Annotated in this window: 18 protein-coding genes and 4 pseudogenes; 10 read left to right on the top strand and 12 right to left on the bottom strand. The window is 60.9% G+C overall.

Annotation, left to right across the window (positions count from 1 at the left end; translation table 11 throughout):
* Window positions 1–21 precede the first annotated feature (21 nt).
* The 8 genes and pseudogenes from tldD to mreB form a co-directional block, all read right to left on the bottom strand.
* Window positions 22–1,464, bottom strand: coding sequence for a metalloprotease TldD (gene tldD, locus AABM54_RS04650; RefSeq protein WP_347904101.1), 1,443 nt, complete (start codon window positions 1,462–1,464; stop codon window positions 22–24).
* A gap of 17 nt (window positions 1,465–1,481) precedes the next feature.
* On the bottom strand, window positions 1,482–2,330 hold the full coding sequence (locus AABM54_RS04645) for a carbon-nitrogen hydrolase family protein (protein WP_347904100.1): 849 nt from the start codon (window positions 2,328–2,330) through the stop codon (window positions 1,482–1,484).
* 70 nt (window positions 2,331–2,400) lie between these two features.
* Window positions 2,401–6,205 (bottom strand): annotated as a pseudogene (locus tag AABM54_RS04640) (YhdP family protein).
* 75 nt (window positions 6,206–6,280) lie between these two features.
* Window positions 6,281–7,738 carry a ribonuclease G gene (rng, locus tag AABM54_RS04635; RefSeq protein WP_347904099.1) on the bottom strand — a complete coding sequence of 486 codons (1,458 nt, stop codon included), beginning with the start codon at window positions 7,736–7,738 and terminating at the stop codon, window positions 6,281–6,283.
* A gap of 45 nt (window positions 7,739–7,783) precedes the next feature.
* Window positions 7,784–8,401 (bottom strand): Maf family protein, encoded by a 618-nt coding sequence (locus AABM54_RS04630; RefSeq protein ID WP_347904098.1) that lies wholly within the window; start codon window positions 8,399–8,401, stop codon window positions 7,784–7,786.
* Between the two features lie 43 nt (window positions 8,402–8,444).
* Window positions 8,445–8,927, bottom strand: coding sequence for a rod shape-determining protein MreD (gene mreD / locus AABM54_RS04625; protein WP_347904097.1), 483 nt, complete (start codon window positions 8,925–8,927; stop codon window positions 8,445–8,447).
* Window positions 8,927–10,066, bottom strand: a complete 1,140-nt coding sequence (gene mreC, locus AABM54_RS04620; RefSeq protein WP_347906133.1) for a rod shape-determining protein MreC — start codon at window positions 10,064–10,066, stop codon at window positions 8,927–8,929. The genes mreD and mreC overlap by 1 nt, the downstream gene beginning before the upstream one ends.
* Window positions 10,067–10,209: 143 nt before the next feature.
* Window positions 10,210–11,248, bottom strand: a pseudogene (gene mreB / locus AABM54_RS04615) (rod shape-determining protein MreB).
* A gap of 210 nt (window positions 11,249–11,458) precedes the next feature.
* Between mreB and gatC the strand changes: the two are divergent.
* The 6 genes and pseudogenes from gatC to AABM54_RS04585 all read left to right on the top strand — a co-directional run bounded on the left by gatC (window position 11,459) and on the right by AABM54_RS04585 (window position 16,877).
* Window positions 11,459–11,746, top strand: a complete 288-nt coding sequence (gene gatC / locus AABM54_RS04610) for an Asp-tRNA(Asn)/Glu-tRNA(Gln) amidotransferase subunit GatC (protein ID WP_007901429.1) — start codon at window positions 11,459–11,461, stop codon at window positions 11,744–11,746.
* 16 nt (window positions 11,747–11,762) lie between these two features.
* Window positions 11,763–13,214, top strand: coding sequence for an Asp-tRNA(Asn)/Glu-tRNA(Gln) amidotransferase subunit GatA (gatA, locus tag AABM54_RS04605; RefSeq protein ID WP_347904095.1), 1,452 nt, complete (start codon window positions 11,763–11,765; stop codon window positions 13,212–13,214).
* Window positions 13,215–13,360: 146 nt separating this feature from the next.
* Window positions 13,361–14,809 (top strand): annotated as a pseudogene (gene gatB / locus AABM54_RS04600) (Asp-tRNA(Asn)/Glu-tRNA(Gln) amidotransferase subunit GatB); the annotation flags it as partial.
* Between the two features lie 190 nt (window positions 14,810–14,999).
* Window positions 15,000–15,374 (top strand): septal ring lytic transglycosylase RlpA family protein, encoded by a 375-nt coding sequence (locus tag AABM54_RS04595; protein WP_347904093.1) that lies wholly within the window; start codon window positions 15,000–15,002, stop codon window positions 15,372–15,374.
* A gap of 50 nt (window positions 15,375–15,424) precedes the next feature.
* Window positions 15,425–16,497, top strand: a pseudogene (locus tag AABM54_RS04590) (calcium/sodium antiporter).
* Window positions 16,494–16,877, top strand: a complete 384-nt coding sequence (locus tag AABM54_RS04585) for a carboxymuconolactone decarboxylase family protein (protein ID WP_347904092.1) — start codon at window positions 16,494–16,496, stop codon at window positions 16,875–16,877. Before AABM54_RS04590 ends, AABM54_RS04585 begins: the two are co-directional and overlap by 4 nt.
* Before the next feature lie 156 nt (window positions 16,878–17,033).
* Here the strand turns inward: AABM54_RS04585 and AABM54_RS04580 are convergent, their stop codons facing one another.
* A complete protein-coding gene (locus tag AABM54_RS04580; protein ID WP_347904090.1) occupies window positions 17,034–17,975 on the bottom strand; it encodes an AEC family transporter in 942 nt (313 codons plus the stop codon).
* A 262-nt stretch (window positions 17,976–18,237) separates the two neighbouring features.
* On the opposite strand from AABM54_RS04580, the gene AABM54_RS04575 reads away from it, so the two are divergent.
* Both AABM54_RS04575 and AABM54_RS04570 read left to right on the top strand, forming a co-directional pair.
* Window positions 18,238–19,869, top strand: a complete 1,632-nt coding sequence (locus AABM54_RS04575) for a phospholipase (RefSeq protein WP_347904089.1) — start codon at window positions 18,238–18,240, stop codon at window positions 19,867–19,869.
* Between the two features lie 14 nt (window positions 19,870–19,883).
* Window positions 19,884–20,075, top strand: a complete 192-nt coding sequence (locus AABM54_RS04570) for a hypothetical protein (protein ID WP_347904088.1) — start codon at window positions 19,884–19,886, stop codon at window positions 20,073–20,075.
* Between the two features lie 94 nt (window positions 20,076–20,169).
* Here AABM54_RS04570 and AABM54_RS04565 read toward each other — a convergent pair whose 3' ends face one another.
* Complete coding sequence (locus AABM54_RS04565; RefSeq protein WP_347904086.1) at window positions 20,170–21,897, bottom strand: ABC transporter ATP-binding protein/permease; 1,728 nt, start codon at window positions 21,895–21,897, stop codon at window positions 20,170–20,172.
* Window positions 21,898–22,165: 268 nt separating this feature from the next.
* Here AABM54_RS04565 and AABM54_RS04560 point away from each other — a divergent pair, with 268 nt between their 5' ends.
* Window positions 22,166–22,522 carry a hypothetical protein gene (locus tag AABM54_RS04560; protein ID WP_347904085.1) on the top strand — a complete coding sequence of 119 codons (357 nt, stop codon included), beginning with the start codon at window positions 22,166–22,168 and terminating at the stop codon, window positions 22,520–22,522.
* Between the two features lie 72 nt (window positions 22,523–22,594).
* On the opposite strand, the gene AABM54_RS04555 is transcribed toward AABM54_RS04560, so the two are convergent.
* Both AABM54_RS04555 and AABM54_RS04550 read right to left on the bottom strand, forming a co-directional pair.
* Window positions 22,595–23,155 carry a response regulator transcription factor gene (locus AABM54_RS04555; RefSeq protein ID WP_347904083.1) on the bottom strand — a complete coding sequence of 187 codons (561 nt, stop codon included), beginning with the start codon at window positions 23,153–23,155 and terminating at the stop codon, window positions 22,595–22,597.
* The gene (locus AABM54_RS04550; RefSeq protein ID WP_347904081.1) at window positions 23,148–24,410 is read right to left on the bottom strand and encodes an ATP-binding protein; all 1,263 of its coding nucleotides are present in this window, start codon (window positions 24,408–24,410) and stop codon (window positions 23,148–23,150) included. Before AABM54_RS04550 ends, AABM54_RS04555 begins: the two co-directional genes overlap by 8 nt.
* A gap of 377 nt (window positions 24,411–24,787) precedes the next feature.
* Here AABM54_RS04550 and AABM54_RS04545 point away from each other — a divergent pair, with 377 nt between their 5' ends.
* Window positions 24,788–25,504 carry an SIMPL domain-containing protein gene (locus AABM54_RS04545; protein WP_347904079.1) on the top strand — a complete coding sequence of 239 codons (717 nt, stop codon included), beginning with the start codon at window positions 24,788–24,790 and terminating at the stop codon, window positions 25,502–25,504.
* Window positions 25,505–25,621: the final 117 nt, after the last annotated feature.

Below are 25,621 nucleotides of genomic sequence, written 5' to 3'. Positions count from 1 at the left end.
CCCTTTTTGCAAAAGCAGAAATCAGGATCCCGTGCCGCCGACGGTGATCGCATCGATTTTCAAGGTTGGCTGGCCGACACCCACCGGCACCGACTGCCCATCCTTGCCACACGTCCCTACCCCGCTGTCCAGCGACAGGTCGTTACCGACCATCGACACCTTGCTCATGGCTTCCGGTCCGTTACCGATCAACGTGGCGCCTTTGACCGGCGCGGTGATCTTGCCGTCTTCGATCAGGTACGCCTCGCTGGTGGAGAACACGAACTTGCCACTGGTGATGTCCACCTGGCCGCCGCCGAGGTTGGCGCAGTAGATGCCGCGTTTCACCGAGGCAATGATTTCGGACGGATCGCTTTCGCCGCCCAGCATGTAAGTGTTGGTCATACGCGGCATCGGCAGGTGCGCATAAGACTCGCGACGACCGTTACCGGTACGCGCCACGCCCATCAGGCGAGCGTTGAGTTTGTCCTGCATGTAGCCTTTGAGCACGCCGTTCTCGATCAGCGTGGTGCATTCGGTCGGGGTGCCTTCGTCGTCGATGCTCAGCGACCCACGGCGACCGGCCAGGGTGCCGTCATCGACGATGGTGCACAGCTTGGACGCAACCATCTCGCCCATGCGCCCGCTGTAGGCCGAACTGCCCTTGCGGTTGAAGTCGCCTTCCAGACCATGCCCGACCGCTTCGTGCAGCAACACGCCGGACCAGCCCGAGCCCAACACCACCGGCAGCGTGCCGGCCGGCGCCGGAATGGCTTCCAGGTTGACCAGCGCCTGACGCAACGCTTCACGGGCGTAGCCCATGGCGCGATCTTCCGTGAGGAAGTAGCGGTAATCGGTACGCCCGCCACCGCCGTGGCCGCCGCGCTCGCGGCGACCGTTCTGCTCGACGATTACGCTGACATTGAAGCGCACCAGTGGTCGCACATCTGCCGCCAGACCACCGTCGGTGGACGCCACCAGAATGCGCTCCCACACACCGGCCATGCTCACCGTGACTTGCTGAATCCGTGGATCGAGGGCGCGGGTCGCGACATCAATGCGCTTGAGCAGCTCGACCTTTTCAGCACGGCTGATGACTTCCAGCGGATTATCCGGCGCATACAACTGGGCAACGTCCTGAGTGGTGAACGCCTGCACCGTACCGTTCTGCCCGGCGCGGGAAATCGAACGCGCGGCCCGAGCCGCTGCGCCCAGCGCTTCAAGGGTGATGGCATTGCTGTAGGCAAAACCGGTTTTCTCACCCGATTGCGCCCGCACGCCGACACCCTGGTCGAGGTTGAAGCTACCTTCCTTGACGATGCCGTCTTCCAGCGCCCAGGACTCGGAAATCTGCCCCTGGAAATACAGGTCGGCGGCATCGATGCCTGGGCCGGCCAGGTCACCGAGCACTGCTTGCAGGCTCTCGATGGTGACGCCGCCAGGTGCCAGGAGGTGTTCACTGACTGAGGACAACAACTCGCTCATAGGTTTTACGCCTTAATTCAACGTTCTGAGGCAGGTCGCTGCGCGCCCTGCGAGAAAAAGCGCCGGTGACTGGCCACCGGCATCCGCGCCCGAATGGACGCCTGTTCGCTGCTATCGCGTTCGGCCAGCAGCACGGCCTCGCCTTGATCCTGTTCCGCCAGCACGCGCCCCCAAGGGTCGACAATGGCGGCATGGCCAAATGTTTCTCGCGGCCCCGGATGCGTTCCGCCCTGAGCCGCCGCCAGCACATAGCACTGGGTTTCAATGGCCCGGGCGCGTATCAGCACTTCCCAATGGGCCGCGCCGGTCACGGCGGTAAACGCCGAAGGCGCGGTGATCAACTCGGCACCCGCCGCTCGTAACTCGCTGTAGAGTTCCGGAAAACGCAGGTCATAGCAGACGCTCAGGCCTACCCGGCCGACCGGCGTGTCAGCCACCACCACGGCACTTCCATGAGCATAGTCATCAGATTCGCGGTAGCGCCCGCGATTGTCCGCCACGTCCACGTCGAACAAGTGCAGTTTGTCGTAACGGGCCACCGTCTCGCCGTGCTCATCGACCAGCAACGAGCAGGCATTGGATTTAGCCCGGGGTTGATCCACCGGCGGCAGCGGCAACGTGCCGGCCACAATCCATAACTTGAGGTCACGAGCGGTCTGTTTCAACCACGGCAGGATCGGCCCTTCGCCCAGCGCTTCGGCGCGGCCGATGTCAGCGATATCGCGACGGCCCATGGCAGCGAAGTTTTCCGGCAAAACCGCCAACCGCGCACCACCGGCGGCCGCCTGCTCAAGCAACTGCCGAGCGTGGGCCAGGTTGGTCGGCACGTCGCTCTGGCTGACCATTTGAATCACCGCTAGAGACATGGCGCACTCCGAATCAGGTATGCGGCCATGCTACTCCATAGGGCTGGACCGTGGCTTTTCAAAAGAGGTTTCAAAAAGGTTTGTCGAAGGTGATTTTCGGCTCTTTCCACGGGCCTTTGATGGTGTATTTGACACTGGCAAAACGAGCCACGCGATCACCGATCAGCTTGTCGATCAAAAACAGCGCGCCGCCAATGGCCGGTGCACCGACGATCAACGCGGCAATCGGCAGGTTGTTGGTCACCGGCAGGGTCACCAGCAACTTGGCGTCGACGCGGTCGGCGACCATGTCCAGGGTTCCGTTGAGTTCAAGGTTGCTCGACGGGCCGGTCAGCGTGATCGGTTCACGTGTCACGTAAACCCCATCACTGGACACCAGCAACCCTTTGACCCGGTCGTAGCTCAGGCCTTTGCCGAACAGGTCGGAGAAGTCCAGGCGCAGGCGGCGGCCGATCGAGTTGAAGTTGAGCAAGCCGAACACCCGCAGCGCCTGGGCACCACCCTCGACTTCGACGAACTGACCTTTGCGCAACGTGGCGTCCAGGCTACCGGAAAAACGCTTGAGCCCGACCCAGGCCGGCGAGCCCGGCCAGCGACCGTCGACGTCCAGATGGAAATCCTCGCTGGTCACCGTCGGTGCGAACCCCCAACCCTTGAGCACATCACCGAGGTTCTTGCCGCCCAAGCGACCCTTGTACCAACTGCTGGTGGCGCCGGGCGTTCCTTCCCAACTGCCCGCGCCCTGCAACAGCATGCCCTTGAGGCCCAGGTCCAGGTTGTTGAAGGCAATGCCCTTGGCGGTCGGACGGACTTTCAACGACCAGGCGCCCACCAGGTCTTTGCCCTGATACAGCTGCTTGATCAAGATATCCAGCGCCGGAATCTTCGTCGGGTCGACATCGGCCAGCGGGTCCGGGGCGTTTTCATCGGCCTGGACCGTTGGGTCGGGGGCAGGCAGCTTCACGTATTGAAGATTGATCGCAATCGGTGCGCCCTTGGTGTCGGGAATGCCGACAGTGCCTTTGGCCTGCTGGCTGTCGAGCTGCAACGCCCAGGCATCCGGTTTACGGTTAAACAGCACCGAGGCTTGATCGAGGGTCGTGCCCATGGCCGTCAGCTTGCCGACCTTGAAATCGGCGCTGCTGAGCAATTGCTTGGCGCTGCCGCCCGGGTCTTGCCCGGCATATCGATTGACCAGCGCCTGCCAGGGCGCCACATCGAGTTCCGACAACACGCCACGAATACGCAACCCCTTGGCGGCGGGCAACAAAGCATCACCGTTGCCGAGAAACAGTTCGCCCCGGCCGTCGGCGAAGTTTGTGCCGGGTGCCGCGAACGTGAAATTGGCCAGGTCACCGTAGTCGACCCAGTAGCGCCGCTCCGGCCCTTGCAGGGTCATGCGAAACACCGTGTCGCGCCCGACGTTGGCAGGCAGGCCGAACGGCGCCGGCAGGTCGACCGTCACGCCCTTGAGGTTGGAGCTGACCATCAACTGGCTGTCGGCACCGTCCAGGTTGAGCTGAAGCTGATAGGGAACATCCCCGGAAATCGGCAGCGGCTGCGTGAATTTCAACCAGTCGGTGAGTTTCTTCACCGCGACCTGGCCCTTGGCGACCACACGGGTGCCGAGACTGCCCGGCCGCCCGTCAGCGAAGATCTGCGCGGTCACCGGCCGGTCGAACGCCTGGGCGCTGATGCCTTGGCCACTCAGGCCCTTGGCACTGTCAAAACGAAAATCGCCCTTGAGCTGAGTCAGTTCAAGTTCGGGTTCACTCAATTTGAGGCGGGCCTTGGCGGTGCTGAAATCCACCACGATTTTCGGTAGATCACCCTTGGCCAGCGGGATGTCGAGTTTCAGTTTGCCTTGCAGATCACCCTCACCCTGCCAACCGGCGAAGGTTGCGCCGGTGCCGATCGGCGCGTCCTGAAGAATTTTCAGGCCGTCGCCCAGCCCACCGGCGAACTCGCCATCAAGGAACATATGGACGTTCTGCCCCGCCGGCACATGGGGAATGTTGACGTAGACGTCACGCACCTGAGTGTCGAGCAACTGCCCCTTGCTGGCGAAAATCCGTACGCCACTGTCTTCGATGAACACATCACCGGTGACCTTGCTGACAGGGGGCCAGCCAGGCTGAAAGGCCAGTTCGGCATCATGCACCTTGAAAAACAGGCTGATGCTGCGGGCCGTTTCGGCGGCACCGTGGTTCAGCGAACCCTGGTACTGGAAGAAACCTTCATCCACGGCGCCTTTGAGAATCGCGGTGCGCAGCCACTCGTCCAGCGCCGGGCTCAGGACGCTCGGCAAATACTTGGCGGTGTAGCGACCATCTCCTTCGAGCAGACCGACCCGCAGGTCCATGTAGTCTTCCTGCGTGTGATCCAGGTGCAGGCGGATCAGGAAGTCACCGGCAATCTTGCCCTCTTCGCCGAGGACCTTGAGGTACGGGGCGACCAGCGTGAAAGCTTGTTTATCCAGTGTCCAGGTCAGGCGCGCATTGGCCTGGAGGTACTGCCATGGCTTGGCGAAAATCGGGTCCAGGTGCAGGGAAAAGTCCTTGCTGTCCATGCGCAGCTCACCGTGACCAAGGTCACCGCTCAGGCTGCCGCTGACATTACGGGCCGCCGGGGCGCCATGATAGGCATCAAAACCGACCCGATCCAGGTTGGTGGCAAAGCTGAGGCGCTGATCGCCAGTGTTCTGTGGCCGGTAATCGAGCAGCACATTGCGCAGGGCCGCCAGTGACCTTGAGCCGCTCAAGGGTGGTGGCGACGCCTTCGGGCAACGGCGCCAGTGCATTGAGCAACGGGGTAATCGGGGTCAGGTCGAGGCGGTCGGCCTGAACATGCCAAAGCTCTTCGGCCTTGTCGGTGGCCGCAGTCTGCAGCAGTTGCAGGTGCGATTCCCAACGGGTTTCCCCCAGGTTCATCGACAACGAATCAAGGACGACGCTGAACCCTTGCGCGCTGCGCTGGAACCACGCACTGAGCGCCAGGTTGGTGATGCTGACCGGTTTGCGTTCGGCATAGGCACCGCTGAACTGTGGTGCGTGCAGGCGCAGGGCTGCGCTTTGCACTGTGCCCTCGCCCCACGTCAGCCAGAGTTCGCCGCCCGCCTTGATTTCCGACAGTTTCCATTGCTGGGTGAGACGCGTCGGCAACCAGCGCGACCAGTCACTTTGCGGCAGGCTCAAGTAAGCCTCGGCCTCGGCGTCCTTCCACTGACTCGCCCGGATCCGCGTGCGCAGGCTCAAAGCCACGGGCTGGCCGTCGGGCAGGGTCAGGCGAGCGTCGAGGCGCTGGCGCGCCGGCCCGGTTCTGAGGTTCAGGCCGACGTAAGTCAGGGTCAGCGGCGCCTGGTCCAGCGGCTGCAAGGTGACCTGACTGTCAAGCAACGACAACTGCGCTACCCTTTGCATACGGTTGAGCAACTGCTCCGGGGCCAGCGGCTGATCCTGCCGGACCGGGAAACCTTCGAAGGCCCACTGTCCGTCCGCCCCCTCCTTGAGGCTCAGTTTCAGGCCGCCCAGTTCAAGACTGGCAATGCGCACCTCGCGCGCCAACAGGCTGGCCCACACATCCGGCACCACTCGCACCTGATCCAGGTGCAAGGCATTGGCGCCCTCACCGACCATCACATCACGCACCAACAGGGTGGGGGCCAGCCCTCCCCAGGTGCCTTCCAGTTCACCGATATGCAAGGGCATGCCCAAGGCTTCGCGGGCCTTGTCCTCGACATCCACGCGATACTCGGCCACCAGCGGCGTCAGTTCACGCCCCAGGCTGACGTAGAGCGCGGTCAGTACCAGCAGCAATGCACACAGGCCCAGCCCCCAACGGGTCAGCGTAGCCAGAAGACGTATCAGACGATCCATGTCAGTTGGCTCCCATGGCAAACAGTGCGTAACAAGCTGAAGCCAGCTGTCTGGATTGAATTAAATCCCGGCGATTCAGAGCAGCACCACGTCGTATTGTTCCTGGGAATACATGGTTTCCACCTGGAAACGAATAGTCCGTCCGATAAACCCTTCAAGTTCCGCGACGTTGCCGGACTCTTCGTCGAGCAGGCGATCCACCACTTTCTGGTTCGCCAGCACCCGGTAGCCTTCGGCCTGATAGGCACGGGCTTCGCGCAGGATTTCACGGAAGATCTCGTAGCACACGGTTTCAGGCGTCTTGAGCTTGCCTCGGCCCTGGCAACTGCTGCACGGCTCGCACAACACCTGCTCAAGACTTTCGCGAGTGCGCTTGCGGGTCATCTGCACCAGGCCCAACTCGGTGATACCGATGATGTTGGTCTTGGCGTGATCGCGTTCCAGTTGTTTCTCAAGCGTGCGCAATACCTGGCGCTGATGCTCTTCGTCTTCCATGTCGATGAAGTCGATGATGATGATCCCGCCCAGATTGCGCAGGCGCAATTGACGAGCAATGGCGGTCGCGGCTTCCAGGTTGGTCTTGAAGATCGTTTCTTCGAGATTGCGATGACCGACGAACGCACCGGTGTTGACGTCGATGGTGCTCATGGCTTCTGCCGGGTCGACCACCAGGTAGCCACCGGACTTGAGCGGCACTTTGCGCTCCAGGGCCTTTTGAATTTCGTCTTCGACGCCATAGAGGTCGAAAATCGGCCGCTCGCCCGGATAGTGTTCCAGACGATCAGCGATTTCCGGCATCAGTTCAGCGACGAACTGTGTGGTTTTCTGGAAAGTTTCCCGGGAGTCGATGCGGATCTTCTCGATCTTCGGGCTGACCAGATCGCGCAGGGTGCGCAGGGCCAGACCGAGGTCTTCGTAGATCACGTTCGGAGCGCCGATGGTTTTGATCTGCGCGCCGATCTGATCCCAGAGGCGGCGCAGGTAACGGATGTCCATCAGGATTTCGTCTGCGCCGGCACCTTCGGCGGCGGTGCGCAAAATGAACCCGCCCGCTTCCTTGATACCTTCTTTGGCCACGCAATCGCTGACCACCTGCTTGAGCCGTTCACGCTCGGCTTCGTCTTCGATCTTCAACGAAATTCCGACATGGGCCGTACGCGGCATGTACACCAGGTAGCGTGAGGGAATCGACAACTGAGTGGTCAGGCGTGCACCTTTGGAGCCGATCGGGTCCTTGGTGACCTGCACCACCAGGCTCTGGCCTTCATGCACCAGGGCGCTGATGCTTTCCACGGCAGGGCCTTCGCGCAGGGAAATTTCCGAGGCGTGAATGAAGGCTGCGCGGTCCAGGCCGATGTCGACGAACGCCGCCTGCATGCCAGGCAGAACCCGCACCACCTTGCCTTTATAGATATTGCCGACGATCCCGCGCTTCTGGGTGCGCTCGACATGGACCTCTTGCAGCACACCGTTTTCAACCACCGCCACGCGCGATTCCATCGGCGTGATGTTGATCAGAATCTCTTCACTCATGGCAGTGTCTCGTTCAGGCATGTTCACGATTATGGCCGCATCAAGTCAGTACGGCGCTGTGCGCACGATAGGGGTTTGCCAACAGGGTATGCCGAAATGGCCGAGCAGCTCGAAGGTTTCGCACAATGGCAGGCCGACCACGGCAGAATAACTGCCTTCGAGCCCGGCAACGAACACCGCGCCCAACCCCTGGATGCCATAGCTGCCGGCCTTGTCCTGCGGTTCGCCACTGGCCCAGTAGGCCATTGCTTCGGCACGAGAGATCGAACGAAAACGCACCCGGCTGCTGACCATCCGCGACTCGCAACGCTGGCCGTCGAGTAGCGCAATGGCGGTCAGGACTTCATGCTCACGGCCCGACAGGCTCATCAACATGGCCAGCGCATCGGCCTCATCCCGGGGTTTGCCGAGTATCTGTCCATCGAGCACCACGGCGGTATCGGCGCCTAATACGCAAACGGCCACACCCGGATTGCCGGACACCAACTGCACACGACCGGCCTCGGCCTTGCCGCGCGCCAGGCGCTCGACATAGGTCGCGGGGGATTCGTCAGTCAACGGAGTTTCATCGATGTCCGCGCTGATGGCGGAAAACCCCACGCCGATTTGCGTGAGCAATTCACGGCGACGGGGTGAGCTTGAGGCGAGGTAAAGCGTGCTCATCCAGACATCTCCCTGTCGAGGTACGGGCCAATGCCTGACCGAATTAATTGATTTTGTAGCGTCGACGCAACCCACGCAAACCGAAACTGACCCAAGGCCAAAGCAGCGCACTGACCAGCGCCGGCAACAACACGGCGAGGCTCTGGCGATTGCCGGTCAGGGCGCTGAGCCACAACTGGATCAATTGCGCGAGGCCGAAGATCACCAGGATGACCAGGCTCTGCTGCCACATCGGAAACATCCGCAAGCGCTGTTGCAAGGTCAGGATCAAAAAGGTGATCAGGGTCAGGACCAGGGCGTTATGCCCCAGCAGCGTTCCGTACAGCACGTCGGCCGCCAGGCCCAGGCACCAGGCGGTGACCATGCCGACTTTGTCGGGCAACTCCAGCGCCCAGTAGGCCAGCGGCAACGCCAGGAACAACGGGCGCAGGATCTCGACGTGGGGGAACGGCACGACACTGAGCAGCAGGCCGATGAGGAAGGTCAACCAGATCATCCAACCGTTCCTGGATTGAGTACCGGCCATTATTCTCTCTCCCGAGCCGGCGCTGCCGGAGCGGCCGCTGGCGGTTTGGCGGCTGGTTTTACCGCGGCAGGCTGGGCTGCTGGCGGTTTGCTAGCGACCGGTTTGGCCGCCGCCGGATGAGCGCCGGGCTTGACCACCGGCGCAGTTGCGGGCGCAACAGCGGCAGCGGCAGCGGCAGCAGGAGCCACGGCAGCCGGTACTGGAACGATCGATGGAACAGGTTTTGGCACGGTGGCCGGAATCACTGGCGCACCGTCACCATGCTGGTCTTGCGCTTCCTGGGCCTGAGCGGCGTCGTTGGCGCGCTCTTCGGCGGTGCGGCTGTCGCTGAAGACCAGCAGCAGGTAACGGCTGCGGTTCAGGGCGGCGGTCGGCACGGCACGTACGATCGCGAATGGCTGACCGGAGTCGTGAATCACTTCCTTGACCGTCGCCACCGGGTAACCCGCCGGGAAGCGTTGACCCAGGCCGGAACTGACCAACAGGTCGCCTTCCTTGATGTCCGCGGTGTCTGCGACATGGCGCAGTTCCAGGCGTTCCGGGTTACCGGTGCCGCTGGCAATGGCCCGCAGACCGTTGCGGTTGACCTGGACAGGAATGCTGTGGGTGCTGTCTGTCAGCAACAACACCCGAGAGGTGTAAGGCATCAACTCGACCACCTGGCCCATCAGGCCGCGGGCATCGAGCACCGGCTGACCGAGGACCACACCGTCGCGCTCACCCTTGTTGATGATGATGCGATGGGTGAACGGGTTGGGGTCCATGCCGATCAACTCGGCCACTTCGACCTTTTCGTTGACCAGCGCAGACGAATTGAGCAACTCGCGCAGCCGAACGTTCTGCTCGGTCAGGGCGGCAAGCTTTTGCATGCGACCCTGCAACAGCAGGTTTTCGGTCTTGAGTTTTTCGTTTTCGGCGACCAGCTCTGTGCGACTGCCGAACTGGCTGGAAACACCTTGCCACAATCGCTCGGGCAGATCAGTGATCCAGTAGGCGTCCATCAGCACCAGCGCCATCTGGTTGCGTACCGGTTTGAGCACATTGAAGCGCGCATCGACCACCATCAGCGCGACCGAAAGCACGGCCAGCACCAACACGCGTACGCCCAGTGAGGGGCCCTTGGCAAAAAGCGGTTTAATAAGCCGCTCCTCCCAGGCAATTGTTCTCTTTATTCATACGGCATCAAACCGGCCTGGATGCAGACTGACAGAAGATAAACGTCAACAGGCAGCACTGCAAAGTGCTGCCTGTGAGCGCAACAGCATAGAAGCATCCGGCGAAGTTACTCGCTGGAGAGCAGGTCCATGGTGTGCTTATCCATCATTTCCAATGCACGGCCACCGCCGCGAGCCACACAGGTCAGCGGGTCTTCGGCAACGATCACCGGCAGGCCGGTTTCCTGAGCCAGCAACTTGTCGAGGTCGCGCAGCAAGGCGCCACCACCGGTCAGTACCAGACCACGTTCGGCGATGTCGGAAGCCAGCTCCGGAGGCGATTGCTCCAGCGCGCTTTTCACAGCCTGAACGATGGTGGCCAGGGACTCTTGCAGAGCTTCCAGCACTTCATTGGAGTTCAGGGTGAATGCACGTGGCACGCCTTCAGCCAGGTTACGGCCACGAACATCGACTTCGCGAACTTCGCCGCCCGGGTAGGCCGTACCGATTTCCTGCTTGATACGCTCGGCCGTGGATTCGCCGATCAGGCTGCCGTAGTTGCGACGCACATACGTGATGATCGCTTCGTCGAAACGGTCGCCGCCAACCCGTACGGATTCAGCGTAAACCACACCGTTGAGGGAGATCAGCGCGATTTCAGTGGTACCGCCACCGATATCGACAACCATCGAACCGCGAGCTTCTTCAACCGGCAGGGCCGGCACCGATCGCAGCCGCCATTGGCTCTTCGATCAGGAACACTTCACGAGCACCGGCACCGAGGGCCGATTCACGGATGGCACGACGCTCAACCTGGGTGGATTTGCACGGAACGCAGATCAGCACACGAGGGCTAGGCTGCAGAAAGCTGTTTTCGTGAACCTTGTTGATAAAGTACTGCAGCATTTTTTCGCAAACGCTGAAGTCGGCGATCACGCCGTCCTTCATCGGACGAATGGCAGCAATGTTGCCCGGTGTACGGCCGAGCATGCGCTTGGCCTCGGTGCCGACAGCCACGACACTTTTCTGATTACCGTGGGTCCGAATGGCCACAACCGATGGTTCATTCAGGACGATACCGCGCTCGCGCACGTAAATAAGGGTGTTGGCAGTGCCCAGGTCAATTGAGAGATCGCTGGAAAACATGCCACGCAGTTTCTTGAACATGGGAAAGGGACCCTAGGCAACGCGTGGGTAAAAAAGTGCGGCAAACTCTAACAACGACAGGGATTTTGGGCAAGGCGCCAATATGTTAAATTGGCCGCTTTTCTGTGCACCAACCCCCACAATCGCGGCCTTATGACCGTAGAAATGCGGTAGTGTTCCGACAATCTAACACACGGACGACGTCCGTTTTGTTTTCCACTGGAGAATCCCATGGCGCTTGAACGCTCCGACGTGGAAAAAATCGCTCATTTGGCCTGCCTTGGCCTCAATGATGCCGATCTTCCACACATCACTTCGGCCCTGAACAGTATTCTCGGGCTGGTCGACGAAATGCAGGCTGTGAATACCGACGGTATCGAGCCTCTGGCCCACCCACTGGAAGCCAGCCAGCGCCTGCGCGCAGACGTGGTGACCGAGACCAATCACCGCGAGGCCTATCAGTCCATCGCACCAGCGGTCGAAAACGGCCTGTACCTGGTTCCGAAAGTCATCGACTAAAGGGAAAGAGCCTGCAATGCATCAATTGACTCTGGCCGAGATCGCCCGCGGACTCGCCGATAAAAAGTTTTCTTCCGAAGAGCTGACCAAAGTCCTGCTGGCGCGTATCGCCCAGCTCGATCCGCAGCTCAACAGCTTCATCAGCCTCACCGAGGACCTGGCGCTCCAGCAGGCGAAAGCCGCTGACGCACGCCGTGCCAACGGTGAGAGCGGCGCCCTGCTCGGTGCGCCGATCGGTCACAAGGACCTGTTCTGCACCCAGGGCATCCGCACCAGTTGCGGCTCGAAGATGCTCGACAACTTCAAGGCTCCGTACGACGCCACCGTGGTCGCCAAACTGGCCGCCGCCGGTGCCGTGACCCTGGGCAAGACCAACATGGACGAATTCGCCATGGGGTCGGCCAACGAGTCGAGCTACTACGGCGCGGTGAAAAACCCGTGGAACCTGGAGCACGTGCCTGGCGGTTCGTCGGGTGGTTCGGCGGCAGCAGTTGCCGCTCGTCTGTTGCCTGCGGCGACAGCCACCGATACCGGCGGCTCTATCCGACAGCCGGCAGCATTCACCAACCTCACCGGCCTGAAACCGACCTACGGTCGCGTTTCGCGCTGGGGCATGATCGCCTATGCGTCCAGCCTCGATCAGGGCGGCCCGTTGGCACGCACGGCCGAAGACTGCGCGATCCTGCTGCAAGGCATGGCCGGCTTCGACCCGCAGGACTCCACCAGCATCGATGAACCGGTGCCGGATTACAGCGCCAGCCTCAATGGCTCGCTGCAAGGCCTGCGCATTGGCGTGCCGAAGGAATACTTCAGCGCCGGTCTCGACCCGCGCATCGCCGAGTTGATCCACAACAGCGTCAAGGAGCTGGAAAAGCTCGGCGCCGTGATCAAGGAAATCAGTCTGCCGAACATGCAGCACGCGATTCCCGCGTACTACGTGATCGCCCCGGCGGAAGCCTCGTCCAACCTGTCGCGTTTCGACGGCGTGCGTTTCGGCCATCGCTGCGCAGACCCGAAAGACCTGACCGACCTGTACAAGCGTTCGCGCGGCGAAGGTTTCGGCCCGGAAGTACAACGCCGGATCATGGTCGGCGCCTACGCGCTGTCGGCCGGCTACTACGACGCCTACTACCTGAAAGCGCAAAAGATCCGTCGCCTGGTCAAGAACGACTTCATGGCCGCTTTCAATGAGGTCGACATCATCCTCGGCCCAACCACGCCGAACCCGGCCTGGAAACTCGGCGCCAAGAACAGCGACCCGGTCGCTGCGTACCTGGAAGACGTCTACACCATCACCGCCAACCTCGCGGGCCTGCCGGGCCTGTCGATGCCGGCCGGTTTTGTCGACGGTCTGCCGGTCGGCGTGCAGTTGCTCGCCCCGTATTTCCAGGAAGGCCGCTTGCTCAACGTTGCGCACCAGTACCAGTTACACACTGACTGGCACACCCGCACTCCACAGGGGTTTTGAAACTGCTGCGCTCGGTAATGCTGCGTTGAAAACTGGCTCGTAATGCTCATTGACTACAGTCAACTCCGCTTACTCGCCAGTTTCCGCCTTGCCTTACCTTCGCTCGCGACGTTTCAAAATCCCCTGTTAAGGCTTCTGAGGAGAAACACATGCAATGGGAAGTCGTGATCGGGCTGGAGATTCATACCCAGCTCACCACCCGGTCGAAAATCTTTTCCGGTAGTTCCACCACCTTCGGCTCCGAGCCGAACACCCAGGCCAGCCTGGTCGACCTGGGCATGCCTGGCGTACTGCCGGTGCTGAACCAGGAAGCGGTGCGCATGGCGGTGATGTTCGGCCTGGCGATTGACGCCGAGATCGGTCAGCACAACGTGTTCGCCCGTAAAAACTATTTCTACCCGGACCTGCCCAAGGGCTACCAGATCAGCCAGATGGAGTTGCCGATTGTCGGCAAGGGCCACCTGGACATCGCCATGGAAGACGGCACGATCAAACGCGTCGGCGTCACCCGTGCGCACCTGGAAGAAGACGCCGGCAAGAGCCTGCATGAAGAATTCAGCGGTTCTACCGGCATCGACCTGAACCGTGCCGGTACGCCGCTGCTGGAAATCGTCTCCGAGCCGGACATGCGCAGCGCCAAGGAAGCCGTGGCCTACGTCAAGACGATCCACGCGCTGGTGCGTTACCTGGGCATCTGCGACGGCAACATGGCCGAAGGCTCGCTGCGTTGCGACTGCAACGTGTCGATCCGTCCAAAGGGCCAGGTCGAGTTCGGCACCCGCTGCGAGATCAAGAACGTCAACTCGTTCCGCTTCATCGAGAAGGCGATCAACAGCGAAGTCCGCCGTCAGATCGAGCTGATCGAAGACGGCGGCAAGGTGATCCAGCAGACCCGCCTGTACGATCCGAACAAGGACGAAACCCGTCCGATGCGCAGCAAAGAGGAAGCCAACGACTACCGTTACTTCCCCGACCCGGACCTGCTGCCGGTGGTCATCGAGGACTCGTTCCTCGACGAGGTGCGCGCCACGCTGCCGGAACTGCCGCCGCAGAAACGCGAGCGCTTCCAGGAGCAGTTCGGCCTGTCGGTCTATGACGCCAGCGTCCTGGCCACCAGCCGCGAGCAAGCCGACTACTTCGAAAAAGTCGTGAGCATTGCCGGCGACGCCAAACTGGCGGCGAACTGGGTCATGGTCGAACTGGGCAGCCTGTTGAACAAGCAAGGCCTGGAAATCGACGAAGCCCCGGTATCGGCCGAGCAGTTGGGCGGCATGCTGCTGCGCATCAAGGACAACACCATCTCCGGCAAAATCGCCAAGACGGTGTTCGAAGCCATGGCCAGCGGCGAAGGCAGCGCAGACGAGATCATCGACAAGCGCGGCCTGAAGCAAGTCACCGACAGCGGCGCGATCTCGGCTGTTCTCGACGAAATGCTCGCGGCCAACGCCGAACAGGTTGAACAGTACCGCGCGGCTGACGAAGCCAAACGCGGCAAAATGTTCGGCTTCTTCGTCGGCCAGGCGATGAAAGCCTCCAAAGGCAAAGCCAACCCGCAACAGGTCAACGAACTGCTGAAAAGCAAGCTCGAAGGCTGATTGCAATGGAGCCAGCCCTGCATACTGGCTCCATTCCCTGTGGCGAGGGAGCTTGCTCCCGCTGGTCTGCAAAGCAGACCCAAATCGGCAACCGCATTCTTTCAGCAAGCATGCATCAACCGATTTTGCGACCGCTTCGCGGCCGAGCGGGAGCAAGCTCCCTCGCCACATTTATTTTGGGAATCTTTAAATGAAGCGTCTACTCGGTGCCTGCGCCCTGCTCTCCCTGCTGGCCGGTTGCGCCAGTAACGATCTCATCGATCCACACGGCTACGACAAGACCGGCGTGGCGTCCTATTACGGCGCCAAACACCAAGGTAAACGTACCGCCAGTGGCGAGCGTTTCGACAAGAGTTCCCTGACCGCCGCCCATCGCCAGTTGCCCTTCGGCACGCGGGTGAAGGTCACCAACCTGAACAACGACAAATCCTGCGTGGTCCGCATCAACGACCGTGGGCCACATACCCGTGGGCGCCTGATCGACCTGTCCCATGAAGCCGCCGAACGCTTGGGCATGCTCAAGAGCGGCACCGCGCGGGTTCGCGTGCAAGCCATCGACGACTGACAGACGGAGCCCAGGCCATTTTTGGATTAACCGACCTTCCCCTGCTCAGCGTGCTGCAACTGCTCAGCGGCCTGGTGTTGCTGATCGCCGGCGCCGAACTGCTGGTGCGCGCCGCCGTGCGCCTGGCCGCACGCTTGAAGGTCCGCCCGCTGATCATCGGCCTGACCATCGTCGCCTTCGGCAGCAGCGCGCCGCAAATGGCCGTCAGCCTGCAAGCGACCCTGGCCCATAACACCGACATCGCCGTGGGCAGCGTCATCGGCAGCGGGATCTTCAACATCCTCGTCACCCTCGGGCTGTCGGCCCTGATCATTCCGCTGCGGGTCTCGCGACAACTGGTGCGCCTGGACATTCCCCTGATGATCGGCGCCAGCCTGCTGGTGTTCGCCCTGGCCTGGAACGAAGAACTGACCCCGCTCGACGGCGCCGTGCTGCTGACCGCGCTGGTGTTGTACCTGGCGCTCCTGCTGCGCCAGTCACGGCGCTCGGGCCCCGCCCGCAGGCGCACACCGACGACGGCACGATCAAGCCTCGGGCACCCTGGTTGAGCAGCCTGTTGCTGATGCTGCTGGGGCTGGCGTTGCTGGTCTTCGCCGGGCACTTGCTGCTGGGCGCGGCGGTATCGGTGGCAATGGACCTGGGCCTGTCGGAGCGGATCATCGGCCTGACCATCGTGGCCGTCAGCACCTCACTACCGGAACTGGCGACCTCGCTGATCGCCGCCCTGCGCGGCCAGCGTGATATTGCCGTGGGCAACGTGATCGGCAGCAACCTGTTCAACCTGCTCGGCGTGCTGGGGTTCACCGCGCTGGTGGCGCCCACCCCGTTGTCGGTGTCGCCCAATGCGCTGAGTTTCGATTTGCCGGTGATGCTCGGCGTGGCGCTGCTGTGTTTACCGGTGATCTATTCCGGCTACCGCATCACCCGAGCCGAAGGCCTGCTGTTTCTCGCCTTGTACCTGGCGTATGGGCTGCATGTGGTGTCGTTCACCACGGGCATGCCCCTGGCGGGCAAACTTGAACACCTGATGCTGTTTTTCGTCCTGCCGGCGCTGGTGGCGTTTTTGCTGTTTACGTCACTGCGTGCCTGGCGCCGCCAACATCACAAGAGGGAATCGCCGTGACCGACTCGAACAAAGCGACAGGCATTGAAATGCGTCGCCAGGTGATGGGCGATGCGTTTGTCGATCGCGCCATGGACAATGCCACCGAGCTGACCCAGCCGTTTCAAGCGTTCGTCAACGAACACGCCTGGGGAGCCGTGTGGAACCGGGGTGGCCTGGAACTGAAAACCCGCAGCCTGATCACCCTCGCGGCCCTGACCTCGCTCAAGTGCCCGCAAGAACTCAAAGGCCACGTGCGCGGCGCGCTGAACAACGGCTGCACGGTCGACGAGATCCGCGAAACGCTGATGCACTGCGCGGTGTATGCCGGTGTGCCAGCGGCGATGGAAGCGTTTCGGGCGGCGCAGGAAGTGATCGACAGCTACCAGAAGCCGGAGTAAGACGCCGACGTTCATGGTGTCAGTGAGCTTGCTATCGCGAGCAAGCTCGCTCCCACAGTGGATTCTTGGTGTACACCTATTTTGTGTTCCACACAGATCAAATGTGGGAGTGAGCTCGCTCGCGATTGGACCTGAAGGGCAATGAAGATCTATCGGTTAAATCCAGCCACCCCACTGCAACACGAATATCCCCAGGTTGGTGGTCACCGCCGCCATCAGCGTGGTAATGACGATGATCGCCGCCGCCAGCTCATGATTACCATTGGCCGCCCGGGCCATCACAAAACTGGCCGCGGCGGTCGGGCTGCCGAAATACAGGAACAAAATCCCCAGTTCCGCCCCGCGAAACCCCCACAGCCAGGCCCCGAGTGTTGCAAGGATCGGCAGGCCGATCATCTTCACCAGGCTTGAACTCAACGCCAGGTCACCGCTTTTGCGCAACGCCGCCAGCGACAGCGTGCCACCAATGCAGATCAGCGCCAGTGGCAAGGTCATTTGCGCCAGGTAACCACCGGACGTCTCCAGCCAGCCGGGCAAGCCAATCTGAAAGTACGCGAAGGGCGCAGCCGCGAGCACGCTGAGAATCAGCGGATTGCTGACCACGCTTTTACAGATGCTCCACGGATCGGACTTGATCACCGGGCTGTACACCGCCAGGACGATGGTCGACAGCGTGTTGTAGAAGAGGATCACCAGCGCCGCGAGAATCGCCCCGAGGGAAATCCCGTAGTCGCCATACATGCTCGCCGCCAGCGCCAGGCCGATCACCCCGTTGTTGCCGCGAAACGCGCCTTGGGTGTAGATCCCGCGATCCTCACGCGGGCAACGCCAGATTGCCCAGCCCCAAGCGATGGCAAAACACGCCAGCGTCGCGACCGCGAAGTAGATCAGCAGCGCCGGTTTAAGTGCCGCGTGCAGGTCGGCGTGCAAAATCCCGAGGAACAACAAGGCCGGCATGTTGACGTTGAACACCAGGGACGACGCCGTGTGGATGAAGTTGTCGTCGATCCAGCGGATGCGCTTGAGCAGCACCCCCAAAAACAACATGGCAAAGACCGGCGCGGTGATGTTCAGCGTTTCAAGAAAGATTGCCAGCATGCCTGGTGAACCTTGGAGGACGTCGTTAGGGCGCTAATGATAAGCCAGCGCAGCGCCTTGCAGATCAAAAGATCTGCTTGAGCAGCCCCTCGCCACTGAAAGTTGCCCCCCCTTCCAAAGGCCGATGACGTCGGTATCGGCCCAATCACGGACCAGACAAAACCGTACCTTGACGTAGGAAGTTTCTCAGCTAAGCTCGAAAACAACTGTATAGATGTACAGCTATAAAAACCAAAACCTACGACATATCAAGGAGCTAGAAATGTCAGGTCTACACGCACGAGAGCAGGATAAACCGCAGCACGACCCAGCAATCATTGCCGATCTGGAAAGCCTGTTCAGCGAACAGGGCGTCGCCATTTCCGGTGATGGCGAACACCTGAAACTCATCATCGACGGCCATCACGGCATCAAGTATCACAAACCCGGGCTATTGCCCAACAATCCGCAAAACACGTCAAAGATCCAGCCGCCACTGCGCTTCGAGGGCGGTGAACACACCGCCATCGGTGATGCGACGTTACTGCGTTTCGCCAAGGATGCGCCCCCCATTCCTGCCTGGCAGGTGGAATTGCACCTGCCCAATGGCCTGGCCCTGAGCTACGGCCAGATCGTCGCCCTGGGCGGGGATTTTTATGGCATTCCCGACCAGCCGATCTGTGACGGCGTGACCCCGGTCGACCGCATCCAGCGCTTCAGCAACGCATTCGATTCGATGGCCACGGTGCCTGCGGCAAAAGACGAAGCGCAGCGAATTTTGGCCGTCATGCAACAGGAAATCGTCGCCGCCAATCAGGCGATCAAGGACGGCAAGCAACCCCACGAAGCCTACGATGCCCTCGGCGACACGCTGAATGCACAGTGGAACAAAATCACCGGCGGCGGCAGCTTTATCTCGGACCTGTTCCCGCTGGGGCGCTACCTCAAACTGGCGGCGAACAACGCCGACCACTTTGGTGAATGGGCGATGCTGGCGTACAACGCTGGCCACACAGCGGCCTTGCAACAGGCCGTGCTGGCACAAAAAAGTGGCGACGAAAAACAACTGGAACTGGCCTACGCGATGAACGCGTTTGCCGATCACTACCTGACCGACCTGTTTTCTGCCGGGCACCTTCGGGTCCCGCGCAAACAAATGGCCGCCGTGGTCACGCCCAGTGACCTGGGCTCGCTGATCACCCGCTTCATGCATGACGAGGACAGCAAGTTCGGCCTCAATGTCAGCAACGCCCAAGGCGATCACTGGCATGCCTATGGCGACAAGCGCTTCTTCGACACCGTCGACAGCGCGAACCGTCGGCTGGTTGGCCAGGCCGTGCAACGCTCGGCGGACGACGTCTTCGACACCTTCCTCAGCGGCACGCTGCCCGCCCCTTCCAGCTACGGCGCCTTGAAGTTGCTGCCTGACCTGAACGCCGCAAAGAAACCGGCGGGCAACTTCGCAGCACTGTTTGTGCAAGAGGGCGACAAAGTGCTGCGACGCAGCGACGTCAATAACCTCAACGACACCCAGCGCATCGACAACTGGTGGGGGTGGAGCACGTACCTGCTGCTCAAGAACTACTCGCCGAACAAACCGGCCGGCTACCTCGATTCGCCGAGCGTCGCGCCCTCCATCAACAACGATGGCTGGCAGAGCCACACGCCCTGCGTGCCCAATTGGCTGGCGGGCAATGCCGTGCGGTATGCCTTCAGCTACACCAACGGCTTTAACGAATCCTATATCGGCCCATGGTCCGCCTATACAGAACTGACCGAGCGTTTTCAGCCCACGCTGAATGTGCCGACTGACGGCAACACACGGAATATTTTCCGTCAGTTTCGCGGCGGTTCGCCGGAACTGATCGGCGCCATCGACCGGTTCGCCACCACCTTCATTGACCGCAACGCCTGACAAGGAGATCAACCATGACCATCAACCTGAAACTCGAACTGGCCTCGGGCCAATCCCTCCAGGGCGCACCGCTGGAACTGCTGGCCAATGGCGCGCCCATTGCCAGGGCGACAGTGGATGACAAGGGGCACGTCGCGTTCAATGCCAAGCCTGGCTACGGGCAACTGGCGGTAAGGGTGGATCGTTCGATTCTCAAGAACGGCTGACCGAAAAAACGCAGAGCCCCCATTACGGGGGCTCTGCGTCCATCCTGAACATCGCACTCAACGACAAGGCTGCGTGCCGACGACCACAGCGTTTTCACGCCGTCACGGTCTGCTCCACCAAGTGCCCGCTCTCGATGCGCACATGCCGTGGATGGAAGCGTTTGAGGCTGCTGCGATGGCCGACGCTGACGATGCTCAACCCCGGCAACTGATCGATCAACGCCTGATACAACGACGCTTCATCTTCTTCGTCCATCGCCGACGTCGCTTCGTCCAGGTACAACCAGTGCGGCGCATACAGCAGCGCGCGGGCAAAACCGAGACGCTGCTGCTCACCCGGCGACAGCATGCGTTGCCAGTGATTGGCTTCATCCAGACGGGAAACCAGGTGCGGCAAGCGACAGGTTTCCAGCACGTGCACGTAGCGATCATGCGGATAGGTGTCGCCAGACTGTGGATAACTCAGGGCTTCACGCAGGCTGCCAATCGGCAGATAGGGTTTTTGCGGCAGGAACAGGTAGCGCGCCGCCGGCAGGCGTATGTTGCCGTGCCCCGTTGGCCAGAGCCCACCCATCGCCCGCAGCAAAGTACTTTTGCCGCTGCCGGAACGACCGCTGAGCATCAGGCGATCACCTTCCTCCACGATCATGTCGGCGTTGTTGAGCAAGCGACGACCGTCAGCCAGGTCCAGCCCCAGGTGCTGAACCTTCAATGCGGCACCCTGACTCTGCACATCAATGGCCGGCAAGCGGTCTTCGTTGTCGCTCATGGCCTGACGGAAACTCAGCAACCGGTCACACGTGGCGCGCCACGACGCGAGGTCGGCATACGCACTGATAAACCAGCTGAAGTTCTCCTGGACGTTGCCGAACGCCGAGTTGATTTGCATCAGCTCACCCAGTTCGATCTTGCCCGCGAAGTAACGCGGCGCGGCAACCATGAAGGGAAAGATGATCGCGATCTGGCCATAACCGGCGGTGAAGAAAGTCAGCCGCTTGGACACTTTCATGATGTCCCAGAAGTTGTGCCAGACCTTGCCAAACCGCGTGCTCAGCCGTTGCTGCTCATTCGGCTCGCCGTTGTACAAGGCAATGCTCTCGGCGTTTTCACGCACCCGGACCATGGAAAAACGCAGGTCGGCTTCGAACCGTTGTTGTTGGTTGTTCAGGCCGATCAAGCGGCGCCCGATCAGGTGAGTGATCCAGCTGCCCACCAGCGCATACACCAATGCGCACCAGAACATGTAGCCGGGGATGGTGTAACCGAACACTTCGATGCTGCCGGACACGCCCCACAGGATGATCGAAAACGACACCAGGCTGACCACGGTGCGTATCAGCCCCATGCCCAGGCTCAAGGTATTGGAGGTGAAATTGTTGAGGTCTTCGGAAATCCGCTGGTCCGGGTTATCGGTGTAACCGCCCTGCTCCAGCTGGTAGTAGTTCTTGTGACCGAGCCAACGGGCGAAGTGTTTTTCAGTCAGCCAGGCGCGCCAGCGGATCGTCAGCATCTGGGTCAGGTACAACCGATACACCGCCCCGAGAATCGCCACCGCAGCAATGCCGCAGAAATACAGGATCAGGCTCCAGAATGCCGCATCGTCCTTTTTTTGCAGGGCGTTGTAGAAATCCTTGTACCAACTGTTGATCCACACCGAAATCGCCACGCTGAACAGCGACAGACCGATCACCGCGACCAGCAACAACCAGGCCTTGCCCTTCTCTTCGCTGCGCCAGTACGGCGTGATCATGCCCCACACCCGGCGAAAGAACTCACCGCGCACTGCATCGTTGACCGCGGAATACTCAGCGTTCTGATTCATGGTTAAGGCTCGATAGAGAAAAGAACACGCACAAACCGATCATAGATGATCGGCTTGGGTTGTCGCGTCGTCTGGCGATATTCGTTCAGCGCCGGTTCAGCGGCGAACACCTGCGTGGTGGCGCTTGCAGAGAGTGTCGACCGTCGGTCAGCACTGTCAGATTTGACAGTAGATCGCCTGGCAGCTTTCGATTTCACTAGGCCTGCTTGCACGCCACCGCTGCAAGTACAGCACCCTGCTGAAAACCCAGATTATCGAGGATTTACCCATGGACGATCACAAGCACAGTAAAGAAGGAAGCGTGTCTAAATTTCCCCCTCCTGTTGCCGTAGATGCACGGAAAGGCGTGATACGCCTCGTTGACCTAGAGGGAGAAGAGTTCACCGAGTTAAAACTACCCGATAACCTGATTATTGGGCCAGTCGGTACCCTCGTTAGATTTAGCGTCCACATTCTCCAAAACCCGGAGGAATGGAAGTCGGAATATTCCGAGCAGCGAACGGCCAAACTGCCGGTAAAGTTTTTACGTGACAACCGAGGTAAGCACATCGAGATCAGGTTTCAGGTGAAAGAGGACGACACGGCAACGACCTCTCAAGCGCTGAATCTCCATATTGCCGGTTAACAATACGCGCCTGACTAAAAAGCTACGCTTGATCAAGGTAGCTTTTCAGCGGTGCACTCAAACGCCATCAGCTCAACGCCGAACCGGCCGCTTCTGCAATTTGCGCTGCAAGGTGCGACGGTGCATGCCCAGGGCGCGGGCAGTGGCGGAGATGTTGCCTTCGTGTTCGGTCAATACGCGCTGGATGTGTTCCCACTGCAGGCGGTCCACCGACATCGGGTTTTCCGGCACCAGGGTGTCGAGGTCGGCGTGCTCGGACAGCAAAGCGGCCAGCACGTCATCAGCATCGGCCGGTTTGCACAGGTAGTTGCAGGCGCCGCGCTTGATCGCTTCGACGGCGGTGGCAATGCTCGAATAACCGGTGAGGATCAGCACGCGCATTTCCGGGTCGAGCTCAAGCAGCTTGGGCAGCAGCACCAGGCCGGAATCGCCGTCCATTTTCAGGTCCAGCGCGGCGTAGTCCGGCAGGTCATGCTGGGCGATGAGCAGGCCTTCTTCGGCAGAACCTGCGGTGCTGACGCGAAAGCCGCGGCGGCTCATGGCGCGGGCCATGACGCGGGTGAAAGTAGCGTCGTCGTCTACCAGCAGTAAATGCGGCAGTTCTTCGCCTTCGACTTGGATCTCGTCACTCATGTTCGTCTCCTCGGGCGACACGGGGCAGGCGCAGCTCGGTGAGCGTGCCGCCTTCCTCATGACTGTAGAGTTTCACTGAGCCACCAGCGCGTGTCACGCTGGCCTTGCTCAAAAACAGGCCCAGGCCGAAACCTTTGCCCTTGGTGGTAAAAAACGGTTTGCCGATCTGCTCGGCAATCGCCAGCGGCACACCGGCGCCGTGGTCGCGAATGCTGATCGTCAGGTCCTCGGCGTTCCAGTCCAGCGTCACTTCCAGCCCTTCAGGGCAGGCATCCGCGGCGTTGTTCAGCAAATTCAGCAAGGCCTGGGTCAGGTCCGGCGGCGGCGCCAGGCGCGGCTCTGTGCCCTGCCCCAGACGCTGCAAGCGGTAACTGGCTTCGGGCCGCATCAGGTGCCAGCGATTCAGGGCTTCATTCAGCCAGGCGCTGACGTCCTGCATCTCCACCGCCAGCCGACGATTGGCTTCTGCCGCGCGAACCAGTTGCTGCAACGTCTCCTTGCAGAGTTTGACCTGATCCTGCAACACGCTCAAATCGTCCTGCAACAATGGATCGGGGTGATCCTGCTGCATCTCCTTGAGCAGCACGCTCATGGTCGCCAACGGCGTACCGAGTTCGTGAGCGGCGCCAGCGGCCTGGGTGGCCACGGCCAGCAGTTGCTGATCGCGCAGGCCCTCTTCGCGACGAATGGCCCGCAGTTCTTCCTGGCGGCGCAGCTCTTCGGCCATCCGCGCGGCGAAAAAGGTGATCACCGCAGCTGCCAGGGCGAAGCTCAGCCACATCCCGTAGATCTGCATCTTTTCCCGATACATCGGGAATGTCTCCAGTGGGTAGAACTGCATCAGCAATAAGGTGTACATCGTCAACGCGATGCCGGACAGAATCACCGAGAAACGCCACGGCAATGTCACGGCTGCAATTGTCAGCGGCACCAGGTAATAGGAAACGAACGGGTTGGTCGAACCGCCGGAGAAGTACAGCAGGGCACTGTGGATAAACAGGTCGCAGGCCAGTTGCACGGCGTATTCAAGCTCAGTCACCGGCCACGAAGTGCGCAAACGGATCGCGGTGAACGCGCAGAGCAGCATCGAACAGCCAAGGGTCGCCGCCAGTTGCAGCCACGGCAGAGGCAGCAGCTCGAACCAATAGGCGAGCCCCACCGAACCGGCCTGCGCGGCCAGTACCAACGTGCGGATGAACGTCAGCCGCCAGAGGTTCTGGCGAGTTGCGGAAAGTAGTTGTACGGGGGCGAGCATGAGCTCTCCTGATGAGCGCTCCAGGCGAATCGCGTCGAGTATAACCAAGCGCGAGGGCTGACAGGCAAAAGTGCGGCAAAGCGCCACATGGCAGTGAAGATCCATTGTGGCGAGGGCGCTTGCTCCCGCCGGACTGCGAGGCAGGCCCAAGACTGTCGACCGGGTACATCAGGCAAACTGCGTACACGGATTTTGCAACGGCTGCGCAGCCGAACGGGACGATGTGGCGCGCCGACAAGCTCCCTCGCCACAGGGAGCGGTGTGCGATCAGATCTGTATAGAAGTTGTAACTGTGCGAACCAGACCACAAACGCTAGAGTCTGATGGGTTCACGCAGGCTCGGACCCTTACCCCTGCGCACCGTCCAAGGAGTTTTCATGCACACATTCAGCCGCAGCGCCGCCCTTCTCGCCCTCAGTGTCGGCACCGTTGCCAGCCTGCCGGCACTGGCCGCCGATGAACTTCACTACAATCAGGTGTCCCTGCGCGCCGAAGTCAGCCAGGAAGTGGCCCGCGACCTGATGATCGTGACCCTCTACACCGAGGAACAAAACACCGATCCGGCGAAACTCGCCGCCACCGTCAGCACCACCATGAACAAGGCGCTGGCCCAGGCCAAACAGGTCAAGGACATCAATCTGCGCCAGGGTAGCCGCAACAGCTACCCGATCTACGACACCAAAGGCCAGAAGATCACCGGCTGGCGTGAACGCGCCGAACTGCGCCTGGAAAGCTCGGACTTTGCCGCACTGTCCAAACTCACCGGCGAACTGCTCACCGACCTGAAAATGGGCGGCATGGACTTCGCCATCGCCACCCCGACCCGCAAGACCAGCGAAGACGCGTTGCTCAAGGAAGCAGTCGACGCCTTCAAGGCTCGTGCCCAACTGACCACCGAAGCCCTGGGCGGCAAAGGCTACAAAATCGTCAACCTGAACCTCAACAGCAACGGTTACCCACAACCGTACCTGCGCGGGCCGATGATGATGAAAGCGGCAGGCATGGACTCGGCGCCGGTGACCCCGGAAGTCGAAGCCGGCACCAGCCAGGTCAGCATGACGGCCGATGGGTCGATTGAAGTCTTGATGCCTTGACACCTCATGACATCAGCCAGCCTTTGCGCTGGCTGATGTCGTTTACTGACGGCCAGGTGCCCGAAACAAGACAAAAGCGCTACCAAAGGAAGCATGAGGTTGCACCCGGTAGCACCC

Source organism: Pseudomonas purpurea, from assembly GCF_039908635.1.
In the GTDB taxonomy this organism is placed as follows: Bacteria; Pseudomonadota; Gammaproteobacteria; order Pseudomonadales; family Pseudomonadaceae; genus Aquipseudomonas; species Aquipseudomonas purpurea.
This window is presented reverse-complemented; position numbering and strand designations above follow the sequence as displayed.